This is a genomic window from Flavobacterium sp. DG2-3, from assembly GCF_030730925.1.
Classification (GTDB): domain Bacteria; phylum Bacteroidota; class Bacteroidia; order Flavobacteriales; family Flavobacteriaceae; genus Flavobacterium.
Map to the genome: position 1 here is coordinate 1 of NZ_JAVAMB010000030.1, position 17,072 is coordinate 17,072.

The following is a 17,072-nucleotide window of genomic DNA, read 5'->3' on the forward strand; positions in this document are numbered from 1 at the left end:
CTGCTGGTCTATGGTGTAATGGTAACACTACGGTTTTTGGTGCCGTCTTTCTAGGTTCGAGTCCTAGTAGACCAACACAAAGCCTCTCAGAAATGAGAGGCTTTTTTTATGCAACAAAGTTTTTTAAAATTCGAATATTTAAATTTCAAATTCCAAGGCTTTGCAGATTGGAATTTGGAATTTCTTTTTTGAAATTTTTTATAGTTGAGATTTATAAGGAAGAAGGAACAATTCCGAATTTCTTTTTAAAGGCAAAAGAGAAATGAGAAAGGTCTTCAAAACCGACACCTATATATACTTCTGATGGTGTGTTTCCTTGACTGATCAAATAGTAAGCTTCTTGGAGCCTTTTGTTTAAGAGCCATTTTCCAGGCGATTGCTGAAATACTTTTTGAAAATCTCTTTTAAATGTTGCTAAGCTCCTTCCTGTGAGATAGGCGAATCTGTGCATTTGAACATTAAAATGGAAGTTTTTGTTCATAAAGGCTTCTAAATCAATTTTGCCAGGTTCGTTAAAATCAAATAAAATGTCTTTTAATTCTGGATTTACTTTTAGTAAAAGGTGAATAGCTTCTTTAATTTTTAAATGGAATAAAGCTTCGTTGTTCTCTTCTTCGATTTCAAGGTAAGACAACAGCGATTTCATAAAAGATTTGTAGAGCGGGTTAGGAGCTAGCGCAAACATAGCATCTGAATCCAATTTTTTTTCTGACTTTAAATTGTGTTCTTTGCTGATTTCTCTTAAGATTTCCTGATCTAGAAAAAGGGAAATCGTTTTGAATTCGCCTCCTTCTGGTGGAATTTTAGTAAACTTTGCTAAATGATTTCGCCTGCTGAAACGAAATTCTCCCGGTTTTATGTGAAAAGTGTTTTTGCTATCTGAAGCAATCATTTCTCCAGAAATCTGATAGCTGAAAACGTGCTCAGGTATAAAGTGCTCGCCTTCGCGACTGCGTGAATAATAACACGAGTAGAGAATTTTCGGCTTTGTGCTTGGTTTGGTGCTCATATTGTAAAAATACTAAAAGATCTGGAAATCTTTACGCTTAAAGATTTCCAGATAGAGGAAGGTTATTTTTGTTGAATTAGCGCTCTTGGTTCTAAATAGGCTTCTAGTCCTAAAGTTCCAAATTCACGTCCGATTCCAGATTGTTTAAATCCGCCAAAAGGAGCCATTGGGTCGTGGCTAATTCCGTTTACCTGAACGCGGCCAGCATTAAGTTGTGAGGCAACACGGTGAGCTCTTTCTGAATTTGAAGAACTTACATAAGCTTGTAGTCCATACGTGGTATCATTGGCAATTTCGATTGCTTCTTCTTCGGTTTTATAGGTGATGACAGATAAAACGGGTCCAAATATTTCTTCTTTCGCAATACGCATTTGATTGTTGGCATGGATAAAAACCGTTGGTTTGATGAAATTTCCGTTTTCTAATCCTTCGGGTTTTCCTAGCCCACCAGTTAATATTTCTGCCCCTTCGTCAATTCCGGCCTGAATATAATCCTGAACACGATTGTATTGTTTTGTGCTCACCATTGGGCCTACATTAGTGTTTAGGTTTTTAGGATTGTCTACAATAAGTTTTGAAACGGTTTCTTTAATAAAAAGTTTTGCTTCATTTAGCTTGTTTTCTGGAATTAACAATCTGCTTCCCGCGATGCAGGCTTGTCCGTTGTTCATAAAAGCGGCGCTGATGGCAAGCGGAATAGCTTTTGAAAAATCGGCATCGTCTAGAATGATGTTTGGAGATTTTCCGCCAAGTTCAAGCGTAACTCGTTTCATGGTATTAACGGCTTCTTTTGCAATGATTTTTCCAACATTGGTAGATCCTGTAAAAGATATTTTAGTAATATCTGGATTTCTGCTTATTTCTGCTCCCACGATTTCTCCCAGTCCGTTTACGATATTGACAACTCCTTTTGGAAGATTTGCTTCGTGAAGACATTCAAGGATTAATTCTGTCTGTTGAGCACTCATTTCGCTAGGTTTGATTACGGTTGTGCATCCTGCTGCAATTGCTGTAGATAATTTGCTGCAGATATAGCCATTGCTGGAATTCCATGGAATAATAATTCCGACAACGCCAATTGGTGTCATTTGAACTTCAGATTCTCCCATTGTTTTAGTGAAATCATAAGAATGAAGCAGGCTGATGGCGGAGTCAAAACTTTTTAGCATATAGTCGTAACTTACACTGGCAAATTGAAAAGTACCTCCATATTCTTCTATCATTACATTAATAAAATCGTATTTTCTTTTTTCGACAGCAGATTTAATGTTTTTGAGATATTGGATTCTTTCTGAAACTGTTGTTTTTGAAAAAGTTTTAAAAGCGTTTTTAGCGGCTTCTATCGCTTTTTGAGTGTCTTCTGCATTGCCTAAAAGAACTTTTCCTAATTTTTCGTTTGTTGTTGGGCTAATAAGGTCAAAGTATTCTGTTCCTTGTGGAGTAACAAATTCTCCATTAACGTAAATTTTGTCTATTGTTTTCATTTTGTTGTTTTTAATGAATTTCTATTTGACAAATTTCCGCATTTAATATACTTGTGACTTTGTTGTGAAGCTCAACTAAACTTTGTTGAAAAGCTCAGTTTTTTGTTTGTATGTTAAAAAAAAAGCTTCTCATTTGAGAAGCTTTGGAATTTTTGAATGGTATGTATTAGATTTTTAAGGTGATAACGGGTTTAACAGCGTGATTAACCAAGCCTTCGCTGATGCTTCCGTTAAAGAAATGTGCAAAACCTGTTCTTCCATGTGTGCACATTCCAATTATGTCAGCATTTATTTTGTTCGAGAAATTAATAATTCCTTTTTCAATATTGGTATCATTGTAAATTTGAGTAGTATAATTCGCAATATCGAATTCGGCTATAAAATCACTCATTATTTTTTCGCTTACATGAGTTGGTTTAAAGCTGTTTGGTGTGCAAATAGTGACTAAATGTAATTTTGAATCAAATGATTTGGTGAAATTTAAAAGTTTTTCAAATGGTTTTTTGGCTTCTTCTGAAAAATCAGATGCGAATACAATATCGAAGGCGTTAAAATCTGGAATATTTTTTTTGATGACTAAGACAGGGATTTCCGAGTTTCGAACTACTTTTTCAGTATTAGAACCTATTAATAATTCTTCAACGCCAGAAGAACCGTGCGATCCCATAACAATTAAATCGACATCATAATCTTTGCTTATTTGAGTGATTCCATGAATAGGCTTGTCCATTTTTACAATTTCAGTAACCGGAATTCCTTCAAGATATTCTCTAGAGGCAACTTCATCAAGCGTTTCATTTGCTTTTTTCATAAAAAGCATCGCTTCTGGAATGCTGGCTCCGCCCATTATGGCATCATTGGACTGGTGAGGCAATTCGAGCATATGCAGTAGAATGAGTTCAGAATTGTTCTTTTTTGCAATTTGTGCGGCAACTTTTAAAGCATCTTCTGCGTGTTCTGAGAAGTCTGTAGGTACTAAAATTCGTTTCATGATTTGAGGGTTAAAAATGATGAATAATTCTGTGTTTTAATGCTATTATAAAGATAAGAAATTATTTTAGAGCAATCAATTTATTTGATTTATAAAAAAAACACTATATTTGCACTGTTATTTATTAAAATCTAAATAATGAGGGGACTAAGTGTCCCCTCTTTTTATAAAATTATGACATTCAAAGAAAAAGTAAACGGATTAATTACAGAAGCTCTTCTGGAAAAACCATCAATCTTTTTGGTTGATCTGGCTGTTTCGGATTCTTTTAAAATTAGTGTTGGTTTAGACGGAGATAATGGAGTGGCGCTGCAAGACTGTATAGACATTAGTCGTGCAATCGAGAATAATCTGGATCGTGAAGAACAAGATTTTTCGCTTGAAGTAGCATCGGTTGGAGTAGGGACACCTCTAAAAATGGTTAGACAATACAAAAAAAATGTTGGTAGAACGTTGATTGTTACCACAAATACAGAAAAAATTGAAGCAGAATTGGTAGAAGCTAATGATGTTTTTATAATTTTGTCTTGGAAAGCAAGAGAACCGAAAAAAGTAGGAAAAGGAAAAGAAACAGTTCAAAAAGAGCAACAAATACCTTATACAGAAATTAAAGAGGCAGTTGTTACGGTAACATTTTAATTTTAATTAAAAAATTCGCATGGAAAATTTAGCATTAATCGATTCATTCTCAGAGTTTAAAGATAATAAACTTATTGATCGTGTAACGCTTATGGCAATTTTAGAGGACGTATTTAGAAATGCATTAAAGAAAAAATACGGATCAGATGAAAATTTCGATATTATTATAAATCCTGATAAAGGAGATATGGAAATTTGGAGAAGAAGAGTAATTGTTGCCGATGAAGATCTTGATTTTGAAAATGAGGAAATTACATTGACTGAAGCAAGAAAAATTGAAGCGGATTTTGAAATTGGAGAAGAAGTTTCTGAAGAAGTAAAATTGATTGATTTAGGAAGAAGAGCTATCTTAGCGCTTCGTCAGAATCTAATATCTAAAATTCACGAACACGATAATACAAATCTTTACAAACAATTTAAAGATATTATCGGTGATATATATACAGCTGAAGTGCACCACGTGCGTCCAAGAGTAGTAATCTTGGTTGATGATGAAGGAAATGAGATTGTGCTTCCAAAAGAAAAACAAATCCCGTCAGATTTCTTCCGTAAAGGAGATAATGTTCGTGGAATCATTGAAAGCGTTGAATTAAAAGGAAATAAACCTCAGATTATTATGTCTAGAACTTCAGAAAAGTTCTTAGAAAAATTATTTGAGCAAGAAATTCCAGAAGTTTTCGACGGATTAATTACAGTGAAAAATGTAGTTCGTATTCCTGGAGAAAAAGCAAAAGTGGCTGTTGATTCTTATGATGATAGAATTGATCCAGTTGGAGCTTGCGTTGGAATGAAAGGTTCTCGTATTCATGGAATTGTTCGTGAGCTTGGAAATGAAAATATTGATGTGATCAATTATACAAACAATATTCAATTATTTATTACAAGAGCATTAAGCCCTGCAAAAGTTTCTTCTATCAAAATTGATGAAGAAAGCAAAAGAGCTGAAGTTTTCTTGAAATTAGAAGAGGTTTCTAAAGCAATTGGTAGAGGTGGTCATAACATTAAATTAGCAGGTCAGCTAACAGGTTATGAATTAGACGTTATCCGTGAAGGAGATGTTGCCGGAACTGTTGCAGATGAAGACGATGTTGAATTAACAGAGTTCTCAGATGAAATCGAAGAGTGGGTAATTGAAGAGTTTGCAAAAATAGGTTTGGATACTGCAAAAAGTATCTTAAAACATGACGTAGAAGATTTAGTAAGAAGAACAGACTTAGAAGAGGAAACGATTCTAGATGTTATGAAGATACTAAAAGAAGAGTTTGATAGTTAAGCGATAGCTTGAGTCTGCTCTAACAACACAACGAAAAAGGTAATAATAAAAAGGTTATATGTCTGAAGAGAGAGTAATAAGAATAAACAAGGTTTTAAGGGAATTAAATATTTCGTTAGAAAGAGCTGTAGATTATCTAAAAGATAAGGGAATTGCTATTGATGCAAATCCAAATGCTAAAATTTCTGATAGTGAATTTAATATCCTTCAAAGCCAATTTGCGGGCGATAAGGGGAACAAGGAGGCTTCTAAAGAAGTTGGAGAAGAGAAAAGAAAAGAAAAAGAGGCATTACGTGTAGAGCGTGAGAAAGAAATTGAAGACAAGCGCAGACAAGAAGAGGAGCGTCAAAAACAGCAAGAAATAATCAAAGCGAGAGCTGTTGTTTCTGGACCTGTACAAGTTGGTAAAATTGACTTGAATCCAAAAAAACCTGCGATTACTCCTTCTGAGGAAACAGCTAAGGTTGAAGAACCTAAAGCTGTTGCTGCTCCTGTGCAGCCAGAAAAACCTGTTCAAAATGAAACGGTAAAATCTGAACCAGTTGTTTCAACTCCTGTTTCCGAAACAAAAAAAGAAGAACCTATTATTACGGAGAAAAAAGAAGTTAAAGCAGAATCTAAAGTTGCTCAGGAGCCAATCGTGTCTACTGATCCAACAACTTCAGAGGAAACTATTACAACTCAATATCAAAAGCTTACAGGAACAACCCTTACAGGCCAGACAATTGATTTATCTCAATTTAACAAGCCTAAGAAAAAGAAAGAAGATCCTAAAGCAGCTCAGAATAAACCTGGAATTCCTGGGGTTGGTAATAATAATAACGCAAATAAAAATAAGCGTAAAAGAATTGGTCCTAAGCCAGGTGTGCCTGGTGCGCCAAAACCTGCTACGGGTAATGCGCCTGGAACGCCAAATCAAAATAAGCCAGCTCAAAACAATAATGGAGGAGGATTTAATGCTAACAGAAGTCAGAGACCTGGTTTTGTAAAAGGAAACCGTCCTGCAATTGTAGCTAAAGTTGAGCCAACTGAAGAAGAAGTAAAAAACCAAATTAGAGAAACTCTTGAAAAACTTCAGGGTAAAGGAGGGAAATCTAAAGCGGCAAAATATAGAAGAGATAAAAGAGAAACGCACCGTCAGAAATCTGATGACGAGCAAAGAGCTCTTGACGAAGGAAGTAAAACTATTAAAGTTACTGAATTCGTTACAGTAGGTGAAATCGCTATCATGATGGATGTGCCGATTACTAAAGTAATTGGAACTTGTATGTCTCTTGGAATCATGGTAACCATGAATCAGCGTTTAGATGCTGAAACTTTAACTATTGTGGCTGATGAGTTTGGTTACGATGTTGAATTTATTACAGTAGATATCGAAGAAGCAATTGAAGTTGTTGAAGATAGAGAAGAAGATTTAGTAACTAGAGCGCCAATTGTTACCGTAATGGGTCACGTTGACCACGGTAAAACATCTTTACTGGATTATATTCGTAAAGAAAATGTTATCGCTGGTGAATCTGGAGGTATTACACAGCACATTGGGGCGTATGGAGTTACTTTAGATAACGGGCAAAAAATTGCATTCTTAGATACTCCGGGTCACGAGGCGTTTACCGCGATGCGTGCACGTGGAGCTCAAGTTACCGATATCGCAATTATTGTGGTAGCGGCCGATGATGATATTATGCCACAAACAAAAGAGGCAATTTCTCACGCACAAGCGGCGGGAGTTCCGATTATTTTTGCAATCAATAAAATTGATAAACCAAACGCAAATGTTGATAAAATCAAAGAACGTTTGGCTGGTATGAATTTACTTGTTGAAGATTGGGGTGGAAAAATTCAGTCACATGATATTTCTGCAAAAGTGGGAACAGGTGTAAAAGAATTGCTTGAAAAAGTTTTATTAGAAGCTGAAATCTTAGATTTAAAAGCAAATCCAAATAAAGCAGCGCAGGGAACTGTTGTTGAGGCTTTTCTAGATAAAGGAAAAGGTTATGTTTCTACAATTTTAGTACAGCAAGGTACTTTGAAAATTGGAGATTACATGTTAGCAGGTAAGCATCATGGAAAAGTGAAAGCGATGCATGATGAAAGAGGACATATTGTTCTTCAAGCTGGCCCTTCGACTCCAGTATCTGTTTTAGGTTTAGACGGAGCTGCTACTGCGGGAGATAAGTTCAATGTATTTGAAGATGAAAAAGAAGCAAAACAAATTGCATCTAAACGTTCTCAATTAATGCGTGAACAATCTGTACGTACACAAAGACATATTACACTTGATGAAATTGGACGTCGTATTGCTCTTGGTCAGTTTAAAGAATTAAATGTAATCCTTAAAGGAGACGTGGATGGTTCTGTTGAAGCATTATCTGATTCGTTCTCTAAACTTTCTACAGAAGAAGTTCAAATCAATATCATTCATAAAGGAGTTGGTGCGATTACAGAAACCGATGTTAACTTGGCTTCTGCATCAGATGCAATCATTATCGGATTTAACGTTCGTCCGGCTGGAAATGCTAGACAGCTTGCTGATAAAGAAGAAATCGATATCCGTTACTATTCTATCATCTATGCTGCTATCGATGACTTGAAAGATGCGATGGAAGGAATGCTTGCTCCAGAGATGAAAGAAGAAATTTTAGGAACAGCTGAAATTCGTGAGATTTTCAAAATTTCTAAAGTGGGTTCTATTGCAGGATGTATGGTAACTGATGGTAAAATCCTTAGAACTTCTAAAATTAGAGTTATTAGAGATGGAGTTGTGGTTCATACAGGTGAGTTAGTGGCGCTGAAACGTTTCAAAGACGACGTAAAAGAAGTAACTAAAGGTTACGATTGTGGTATTCAGATAAAAGGATTTAATGATATCGAAATTAGCGATGTTATTGAAGCTTACCATGAAGTAGCAATCAAAAAGAAATTGAAATAATATTCAGTTATATGTTCAAAAGTCCCAATGAAAATTGGGACTTTTTTTGTTCTGTGTGTTTTGAAATGTAAAACAAATTTGTTGCAATTTATAATATGAAACGTATTATTAAAAAACGGGTAGGTTTTGATTTGTGAATTATTTATTCCTTTGCTCAAATTTTTTGATGGTGACTAGGATTTGATGCTTTAGTTTGGCGGCAATCCCTATGGTTTAATTGTGATTTTTGAGAAGAAAAATGGAATTAGATGAAAGTTGGATATGAAGCTAAAAATAATTCAGATTATTAATTCGCTCGTTTATAAAAAAGATAGGCGCAATAATGTTATTTCTAAATTCACGACAGTTGAACAGCTAAGAGCGGTCATGCCGGGCTTATTATATGGCTATTTGTCAGAAGAAGAGATGCCAAATAGTTTAAAGCTGCTGTCGCCTCCTCCAGAGATAACTTCTTCCGCTTATCAAGTTGATTTAGAACATGCAAAAAGGGCTGTTGAATCAGATAATGAAATTCGGTTTTTAAAAGCGGCCAGCGATGCAGATTTGTCATTTCCTACTGCGGCTAAATGTTTTGAAGCTGTTTTAGGAATTGAGATTAGTGAGCATAAAACGCCTAAGTTCTATGTTTTCATGCGTAGAGTAATGACAGACGCAGGATTGTCTACGTATGCTGCTAAGAATTATTATAATCGTGTGCGTCCGTTTGTTGTTAACAATAAAAAAACTTGTACGCCAGATCAGGAAGCAGTTTTAAAGACGGTTGGTTCTTTTCCGTCTGGTCATGCGGCTGTTGGCAGTGCTTGGTCATTAATATTGATCGAAATTTTTCCGCATCATAAAGAAGCGATATTAAAACGAGGGTATGATTTTGGAGAAAGCCGCGTAATTTGTAATGCGCATTGGCATAGCGATGTAGAGATGGGAAGAATTATGGGTAAAGCAACTGTTGAATGTCTTTTTGCTAATTCAGATTTTTTGTCGGACTTTGAAGCGGTTAAAAAAGAAATGCTTGATATTGGGCTTGCTGCTACCGATAAGATCTAAGATTTTTGATGTATAAGAGTATGCTTGCTTTAAATTTTTCTTTACTTTAGGGGAGATTTAAATATTAAAAATATGAAACTAGCACTATGCTCATTTGTTTTATTTCTAAGTTTTTCTTCTTTATCCTTTTCACAGGAACCTGTAGAAAAACCGGCACCGCCAGCAGGCAATGCCTTGGTTGGGGATTATTATGGAGAAGATATTTCTAAGGATGTCGTAAGTAAGGCAATTTCTGTTGGGGAATTAGAAAAAGATATGAAAACTGTAAATAAGATAGAAAACGTTGCGGTAAAGGGGGAAGTAACGGGTGTTTGTCCAAAAAGAGGATGTTGGGTCAGTGTGAAAACTGAAAATGGAGCATCTTTCTTTGTTAAGATGAAAGACTATGCTTTCTTTGTGCCGACAGCATTAAAAGGAAAAAATGTAGTTTTAGAAGGAGCTGTAGAAAGAAAGATTACGTCTGTTGATGAATTAAAGCATTATGCAAAAGATGCTAAAAAAACAAAGGCAGAAATAGATGCTATTACGGCGCCTAAAGAAGAAATTCGTTTTCTGGCGAGCGGAATTAAAGTAGTAAACTAACTAAAAAAAAGAAGTTTTTTTTCAAAGTGATAATTATTGTTTGATTGTTGGCAGAAAAATTTTAAAGTCATAAAAAAAGCGAGATTTTCATCTCGCTTTTTTTTATTTAATCATTTGAATGGATTATCTTCCAGGTTTAAGTAAAAAGACACTTTTGTATCTCTTTTTAATTTCTGCCAAATTCCTTTCGGCTTCAATGCGAGTTTTAAAATTACCAACGATTACCTTGTAATTTGGGGTGCTGAAAATAATGGTTCCGTCTATATCTGAATTTTCTCTTTTGAAATCCGTTAGCGTTTTTTTTGCCTCATCGCTTTTGCCACTAAAGATTTGAATTCTATAAGTATCGTTTGTATTTATTGACGTGTTAATTTTGCGCTTTTCATTTAGTAACTGCTCAAATTTAGGATCTTGATTCAATGTTAAATTTTGGTCTTGAGCGTTAATATTGTGTGCGAAAGCAATCGTTGTAATTGTTAAGAAAAGGTTTTTTGAAGGACTTAAAATTCTCATAATGTGATGGTTTTTATGCAAAAATACTATTTAAAGTTTGAGTGTAAAATTTTAATATTATTTAGAATTGATATAAATTGATAATTAAGACTATTTTAAGGTTTTGAGAATAGCTCATAAGTCGTATTTTTGTGGCAAGTTTTAAAAAAGGGTATAGATTTATACTGGATTTAGTACAGAAAAAATCATACCAAAAATTAGTAGACAATTATTTATACTATATGAAAAAGGTGGGTAACCATAATTCGATCTCAAGAAAATTACTGCTTGGCTTATCGCTAACGTTAATTTTCTCCCTAACTTCATTTGCTCAAGATGCTGCTGCTCCGGCGGCGCCTGAAGCTGCTGCTGCTGCTCCAGCTGCAGGAGGCGGTGATCCAGTAAAAGGGAAAGAACTTTTTAATGCAAATTGCGCTGCATGTCACAAATTAGATGCTAAATCAACTGGTCCAGCCTTAAGAGGGGTGGCAGATAAGCATGATAAAGCTTGGCTTTACAAGTGGGTGCATAACAGTTCTGACATGATTAAGTCAGGTGATCCTGTTGCTGTTAAACTTTTTGAGGAAAACAACAAAGCTGTTATGACTTCGTTTCCTCAATTGTCTGAAGGAGATATTGATAACATTATAGCGTATACTTCTCAGCCAAAAGCTGAGCCTGCTGCAGCTGTAGCGGGTGGTGCAACTCCTCCTGGGACAAATGCTCAGGATGGTGCTATATCAAATAATATTATTTTAGGGGCACTTGCTCTTGTAATGGCTATATTAGTTGTTATGTTGTTCATGGTGAACAAAGTATTGACTAAAGTAGCAAACAAAAATGGTATTGAAGTTGCTCCAAAAGAAGCAAGACTTCCAATTTGGAAAGCTTTCGCTAAAAACCAATTCTTGGTTTTGGTAACAGCAATCTTCTTACTTTTAGCTAGTGGATATTTTGTTTACGGATACTTAATGCAAGTAGGTGTAGATCAGAATTATGAGCCAATTCAGCCAATTCACTACTCTCACAAAATTCACGCTGGCGATAACGAAATCAATTGTAAATATTGCCACTCTGCTGCTCGTGTAAGTAAAACGGCTGGTATTCCTTCATTAAATGTTTGTATGAACTGTCATAAAAATATTTCTGAGGTTGCCGAAACTACTGCTACTCCTGAGTACAGCAAAGCTTTCTACGATGCGCAAATTCAAAAATTATATGATGCTGTTGGATGGGATAAGACTAAACAAGCTTATACTGGAAAAACACAGCCTGTAAAATGGGTTCGTATTCATAACTTGCCTGATTTTGTTTACTTCAATCACTCTCAACACGTTTCTGTTGCTGGTATCGAATGTCAAACTTGTCACGGACCAGTACAAGAATTTGAAATCATGAAGCAATACTCTAAATTAACAATGGGATGGTGTGTTGATTGCCATAGAAAAACTGATGTTAAGATGGAGGGTAATGCTTACTATGACAAAATTCATGCTGAACTTTCTAAAAAATACGGTGTAGAGAAATTAACTGCAGCGCAAATGGGAGGTTTAGAGTGTGGTAAATGCCACTATTAATCGATTTATTAAGATTTTAATATATATATACAATGTCATCAAACAAAAAATACTGGAAAAGTGTTGAAGAGCTAGAAAATAGCTCTATTGTTGAGGCGCTTAGAAATAACGAGTTTGTTGAAGAAATTCCTACTGATGAGTTTTTGGGTAACGCTGATGCTTTATCTACATCAGGAACTTCACGTCGTGACTTTTTAAAGTACGTAGGGTTTAGTACAGCGGCTGTAACATTAGCTGCTTGCGAAGGTCCTGTTCACAAGTCTATCCCTTATGTATTACAACCAGAACAAATCATTCCTGGTGTTGCAGATTATTATGCAACTACAGTTTTTGATGGATTTGATTTTGCTAATCTTTTGGTAAAAACTCGTGAGGGTCGTCCAATTAAAATTGAAAACAATACAATTGCTGGAGCTAAATTTGCAGCTAACGCAAGAATTCATGCATCTATTTTAGGATTGTATGATAGCGCTCGTTTGAAAGAACCAAAAGTAGACGGAAAAGATTCTTCTTGGTCTGCGGTTGATTTAAAAATCAAATCAAGTTTAGCTGATGCAAAAGCAAAAGGCGGACAAGTAGTATTATTAACAAATACTTTAGCGAGTCCATCTACTGAAAAATTAATTGCTGAGTTTATTGCAAAAAATCCAAACGCGAAGCATGTAGTATATGATGCAGTTTCTTCATCTGAAGCTTTAGATGCTTTTGAAGCTGCGTATGGTCAGAGAGCTTTAGTTGATTACGATTTCTCAAAAGCTTCTTTAATTGTATCTGTTGGTGCTGATTTCTTAGGAGACTGGCAAGGTGGTGGATACGATTCTGGATATGCAAAAGGGCGTATTCCTCAAAATGGAAAAATGTCTCGTCACTTCCAGTTTGAATCAAATATGACATTGTCTGGAGCTGCTGCTGATAAGCGTGTTCCAATGACTACAGCTGCTCAAAAACAAGCTTTAGTTCAAATTTATAATATCGTTGTAGGTGCTTCTGTTCCTGTTTCTTTGGAAGGTGCATTTAAGGCTGAAGTAGTAAAAGCTGCTCAGCAACTTAAAGCTGCTGGTTCAAAAGGAGTTTTAGTATCTGGAATTGAAGATAAAAATGCTCAATTATTAGTTTTAGCTATCAATCAAGCATTGGCTAGTGAAGCTTTTAATACTGCTGGAGCAAGACAAATTAGAAAAGGTTCTAATGCTGTAGTTGCACAGTTAATTAAAGATTTGAATGCAGGAAGTGTTCATACTTTAATTATGAGTGGAGTTAATCCTGTTTACACTTTAGCTGATTCAGCTTCTTTCGTATCTGGATTGAAAAAAGTTAAAACCTCAGTTGCTTTTTCATTAAAAGAAGATGAAACTGCATCAATCGTTTCTATTGCTGCACCGGCTCCTCACTATTTAGAGTCTTGGGGAGATCTTGAGCTTACAAGCGGAACATACAGCTTAACTCAGCCTACAATCCGTCCTATCTTTAATACAAAACAATTTCAAGATGTTTTATTGTCAGTAAATGGTACAGCTGGTACTTTTTATGACTATTTAAAAGCAAATTCTGGAGCTTACACTACAGGAACTTCTTGGAATAAAGTATTACATGACGGTGTAGCTATTATTGGATCTTCAGTATTATCTGGAGGTGCTATTGATGCTGCTTCTGCTGCAAACGCAGTTGCAAAATCTAAATCTGCTGGTGAGTTTGAATTAATATTATATACAAAAACTGGATTAGGAGATGGTCAGCACGCTAACAACCCTTGGTTGCAAGAGTTTCCAGATCCAATTACAAGAGTTTCTTGGGATAACTACGTTACAGTTTCTAATGCAGATGCTAAAAAACTTGGATTATCAAACGAAATTGTTGCTAATGGAGGTTTAGATGGTAGTTATGCTACTCTTACTGTTGATGGAGTTAAATTGGAGAATGTTCCAGTTATCGTTCAGCCAGGTCAAGCAGTTGGAACTTTAGGTCTAGCTCTTGGTTACGGTCGTAAAGCGGCTCTTAAAGAAGAAATGCAAGTAGGTTTAAATGCTTACGCTTTATATAAAGGTTTCAATAGTGTTCAATCTGTTTCTATTGCAAAAGCTGCTGGAGTACATGAGTTTGCTTGTGTTCAAGGTCAGAAAACTTTGATGGGTAGAGGAGATATTATTAAAGAAACTTCTTTAGAAATATTCAATACTAAAGATGCTGAACATTGGAATGAAAAACCAATGGTATCTTTAGATCACCAAGAAGTTGAAGCTACAACTGTAGATTTATGGGAATCATTTGATCGTACAACTGGTCACCACTTCAACCTTTCAATCGACTTAAATGCTTGTACTGGTTGTGGGGCTTGCGTTATCGCTTGTCATGCTGAAAACAACGTTCCAGTTGTAGGTAAAGCAGAGGTAAGAAGAAGCCGTGATATGCACTGGTTACGTATCGATAGATACTATTCTTCTGAAAGCACTTTTGAAGGAGATAACGAAAGAAAAGAAGGAATTGCAGGTTTATCTAGCTCATTATCTACATTTAATGAAATGGAAAAACCAGGAGATAATCCACAAGTAGCATTCCAACCAGTAATGTGTCAGCACTGTAACCACGCACCTTGTGAAACAGTTTGTCCTGTTGCTGCAACTTCTCACGGTCGTCAAGGTCAAAACCACATGGCTTATAACAGATGTGTTGGTACTCGTTACTGTGCAAACAACTGTCCTTATAAAGTTCGTCGTTTCAACTGGTTCTTGTACAACAAAAACAGTGAATTCGATTATCATATGAATGACGATTTAGGTCGTATGGTATTAAACCCAGACGTAAACGTTCGTTCTCGTGGAGTTATGGAAAAATGTTCTTTCTGTATCCAAAGTACTCAAGCTGTAATTCTTCAAGCAAAACGTGAAGGTAGAGTAGTAGCGAAAGATGAGTTCAACAATGCTTGTGCTTGTTCTGCAGCTTGTTCTTCTGGAGCAATGGTCTTTGGAGACGTAAATGATAAAGAGAGTGAAGTTGCTAAATTAGCTGAAAGCGAAAGAGCTTATCACTTATTAGAGCATGTTGGTACAAAACCAAATGTTTTCTATCATGTAAAAGTTAGAAACACTTAGTAAATTATTAATAAGAAACAATATAAAGGATTATGTCGTCTCACTACGAAGCACCCATTAGAAAACCTTTAGTTATAGGTGATAAATCATATCACGATGTAACTGTAGATGTGGCAGCGCCTGTTGAAGGACCTGCAAATAAACAATGGTGGATTGTATTTTCAATCGCATTAATAGCCTTCCTTTGGGGGTTAGGTTGTATAATTTACACCGTATCTACCGGTATCGGAACATGGGGATTAAATAAAACAGTTGGCTGGGCTTGGGATATTACTAACTTCGTTTGGTGGGTTGGTATTGGTCACGCCGGTACATTAATTTCTGCGGTATTATTACTTTTCCGTCAGCGCTGGAGAATGGCGATTAACCGTTCTGCAGAAGCTATGACCATTTTCTCTGTTGTACAGGCAGGTTTATTTCCAATTATTCACATGGGACGTCCATGGTTAGCATATTGGGTATTACCTATTCCAAATCAATTTGGATCTTTATGGGTAAACTTTAACTCACCTTTACTTTGGGACGTATTTGCGATTTCAACTTATCTTTCAGTGTCATTGGTTTTCTGGTGGACTGGTTTATTGCCTGACTTTGCAATGCTACGTGATAGAGCAATAACTCCATTTAACAAAAGAGTTTATTCTATCTTAAGTTTTGGATGGAGCGGTAGAGCAAAAGACTGGCAGCGTTTTGAAGAAGTATCTTTGGTACTTGCTGGTTTAGCTACACCTCTTGTACTTTCTGTACACACAATTGTATCTATGGACTTTGCTACTTCGGTAATTCCAGGATGGCATACAACAATTTTCCCTCCATACTTCGTTGCTGGAGCGGTATTCTCTGGATTCGCAATGGTAAATACATTGTTGATCGTTATGAGAAAAGTTTCTAACCTTGAAGCATACATCACATTACAGCATATCGAGTTAATGAATATCATTATCATGATTACTGGATCTATCGTTGGTGTGGCTTACATCACTGAGTTATTTGTAGCTTGGTATTCAGGTGTAGAATATGAGCAATATGCATTCTTAAACAGAGCTACTGGGCCTTACTGGTGGGCATATTGGTCAATGATGACTTGTAACGTGTTCTCTCCTCAGTTCATGTGGTTCAAAAAATTAAGAACAAGTATCATGTTCTCATTTATCATCTCGATTGTGGTAAACATCGGTATGTGGTTTGAAAGATTCGTAATTATTGTTACTTCTTTACATAGAGATTACCTTCCATCTTCTTGGACAATGTTCTCACCAACATTTGTTGATATTGGAATTTTCATTGGAACAATTGGTTTCTTCTTTGTATTGTTTTTATTATACTCTAGAACATTCCCTGTAATTGCTCAGGCAGAGGTTAAAACAATTTTGAAAGGAACTGGAGATAATTACATTAGAGAAAGAGCAAACAGTAAAGATTCACATCATGAGTAATAAAGTAATATACGCCATTTATAATGACGATGACGTTTTGATGAATGCAGTAAAGAAAACTAGAGCTGCTCATCATCATATTGAAGAGGTTTTTACTCCATTCCCAGTTCACGGATTGGATAAAGCCATGGGATTAGCACCAACAAGATTAGCAATATGTGCTTTTTTATATGGATGTGTTGGTATTTCTGTTGCAACAACTATGATGGGATACATCATGATTCATGATTGGCCACAGGATATTGGAGGTAAACCAAGTTTTAGCTTTATCCAAAATATGCCATCTTTTGTGCCAATTATGTTTGAGATGACTGTATTTTTTGCAGCTCACTTAATGGTAATTACTTTTTACATGAGAAGTAGATTATGGCCTTTTAAAGAAGCTGAAAACCCTGATGTAAGAACAACAGATGACCACTTTTTAATGGAGGTTGCTGTAAATGATAACGAGGCTGAATTAGTTTCTTTCTTTGAAGGAACTGGAGCTGTCGAAGTTAAAGTAATAGATAAGAATTAATTGTAGC

13 protein-coding genes and 1 tRNA gene are annotated in these 17,072 nt (G+C 35.7%); 10 read left to right on the top strand and 4 right to left on the bottom strand.

Going from position 1 to position 17,072, the window contains the following annotated elements:
• Window positions 1-4 precede the first annotated feature (4 nt).
• Window positions 5-75, top strand: a tRNA-Gln gene (locus Q9Q97_RS22525).
• Between the two features lie 136 nt (window positions 76-211).
• Here Q9Q97_RS22525 and Q9Q97_RS22530 read toward each other — a convergent pair.
• The 3 genes from Q9Q97_RS22530 to Q9Q97_RS22540 all read right to left on the bottom strand — a co-directional run bounded on the left by Q9Q97_RS22530 (window position 212) and on the right by Q9Q97_RS22540 (window position 3,484).
• Window positions 212-1,009: an AraC family transcriptional regulator gene (locus Q9Q97_RS22530; protein ID WP_306161280.1), complete on the bottom strand. Its 798-nt coding sequence runs from the start codon at window positions 1,007-1,009 to the stop codon at window positions 212-214.
• A gap of 62 nt (window positions 1,010-1,071) precedes the next feature.
• Entirely contained in the window at window positions 1,072-2,493 is a 1,422-nt protein-coding gene (locus Q9Q97_RS22535) for an aldehyde dehydrogenase family protein (RefSeq protein ID WP_306161282.1), read from the bottom strand.
• 166 nt (window positions 2,494-2,659) lie between these two features.
• Window positions 2,660-3,484 carry a universal stress protein gene (locus Q9Q97_RS22540; protein ID WP_306161284.1) on the bottom strand — a complete coding sequence of 275 codons (825 nt, stop codon included), beginning with the start codon at window positions 3,482-3,484 and terminating at the stop codon, window positions 2,660-2,662.
• 174 nt (window positions 3,485-3,658) lie between these two features.
• Here Q9Q97_RS22540 and rimP point away from each other — a divergent pair, with 174 nt between their 5' ends.
• From rimP to Q9Q97_RS22565, 5 genes are all read left to right on the top strand, one after another.
• The gene (gene rimP, locus Q9Q97_RS22545; protein ID WP_260672502.1) at window positions 3,659-4,123 is read left to right on the top strand and encodes a ribosome assembly cofactor RimP; all 465 of its coding nucleotides are present in this window, start codon (window positions 3,659-3,661) and stop codon (window positions 4,121-4,123) included.
• A 19-nt stretch (window positions 4,124-4,142) separates the two neighbouring features.
• Window positions 4,143-5,396: a transcription termination factor NusA gene (gene nusA, locus Q9Q97_RS22550; RefSeq protein ID WP_125722262.1), complete on the top strand. Its 1,254-nt coding sequence runs from the start codon at window positions 4,143-4,145 to the stop codon at window positions 5,394-5,396.
• Window positions 5,397-5,454: 58 nt separating this feature from the next.
• A complete protein-coding gene (infB, locus tag Q9Q97_RS22555; protein WP_306161288.1) occupies window positions 5,455-8,328 on the top strand; it encodes a translation initiation factor IF-2 in 2,874 nt (957 codons plus the stop codon).
• A 261-nt stretch (window positions 8,329-8,589) separates the two neighbouring features.
• Window positions 8,590-9,372, top strand: coding sequence for a phosphatase PAP2 family protein (locus Q9Q97_RS22560; protein ID WP_306161290.1), 783 nt, complete (start codon window positions 8,590-8,592; stop codon window positions 9,370-9,372).
• Window positions 9,373-9,444: 72 nt separating this feature from the next.
• Complete coding sequence (locus tag Q9Q97_RS22565; RefSeq protein ID WP_306161292.1) at window positions 9,445-9,954, top strand: DUF4920 domain-containing protein; 510 nt, start codon at window positions 9,445-9,447, stop codon at window positions 9,952-9,954.
• Between the two features lie 123 nt (window positions 9,955-10,077).
• On the opposite strand, the gene Q9Q97_RS22570 is transcribed toward Q9Q97_RS22565, so the two are convergent.
• Window positions 10,078-10,467 carry an SPOR domain-containing protein gene (locus Q9Q97_RS22570; protein ID WP_306161294.1) on the bottom strand — a complete coding sequence of 130 codons (390 nt, stop codon included), beginning with the start codon at window positions 10,465-10,467 and terminating at the stop codon, window positions 10,078-10,080.
• A gap of 221 nt (window positions 10,468-10,688) precedes the next feature.
• Between Q9Q97_RS22570 and Q9Q97_RS22575 the strand changes: the two genes are divergently transcribed.
• The 4 genes from Q9Q97_RS22575 to Q9Q97_RS22590 are packed head-to-tail and all read left to right on the top strand — an operon-like array spanning window position 10,689 to window position 17,065.
• Complete coding sequence (locus Q9Q97_RS22575; protein ID WP_306161312.1) at window positions 10,689-12,023, top strand: c-type cytochrome; 1,335 nt, start codon at window positions 10,689-10,691, stop codon at window positions 12,021-12,023.
• A 32-nt stretch (window positions 12,024-12,055) separates the two neighbouring features.
• On the top strand, window positions 12,056-15,112 hold the full coding sequence (locus Q9Q97_RS22580; protein ID WP_306161296.1) for a TAT-variant-translocated molybdopterin oxidoreductase: 3,057 nt from the start codon (window positions 12,056-12,058) through the stop codon (window positions 15,110-15,112).
• 32 nt (window positions 15,113-15,144) lie between these two features.
• Window positions 15,145-16,548, top strand: a complete 1,404-nt coding sequence (nrfD, locus tag Q9Q97_RS22585; RefSeq protein ID WP_008466839.1) for an NrfD/PsrC family molybdoenzyme membrane anchor subunit — start codon at window positions 15,145-15,147, stop codon at window positions 16,546-16,548.
• Window positions 16,541-17,065, top strand: a complete 525-nt coding sequence (locus Q9Q97_RS22590; RefSeq protein ID WP_306161299.1) for a DUF3341 domain-containing protein — start codon at window positions 16,541-16,543, stop codon at window positions 17,063-17,065. Before nrfD ends, Q9Q97_RS22590 begins: the two co-directional genes overlap by 8 nt.
• Window positions 17,066-17,072 lie beyond the last annotated feature (7 nt).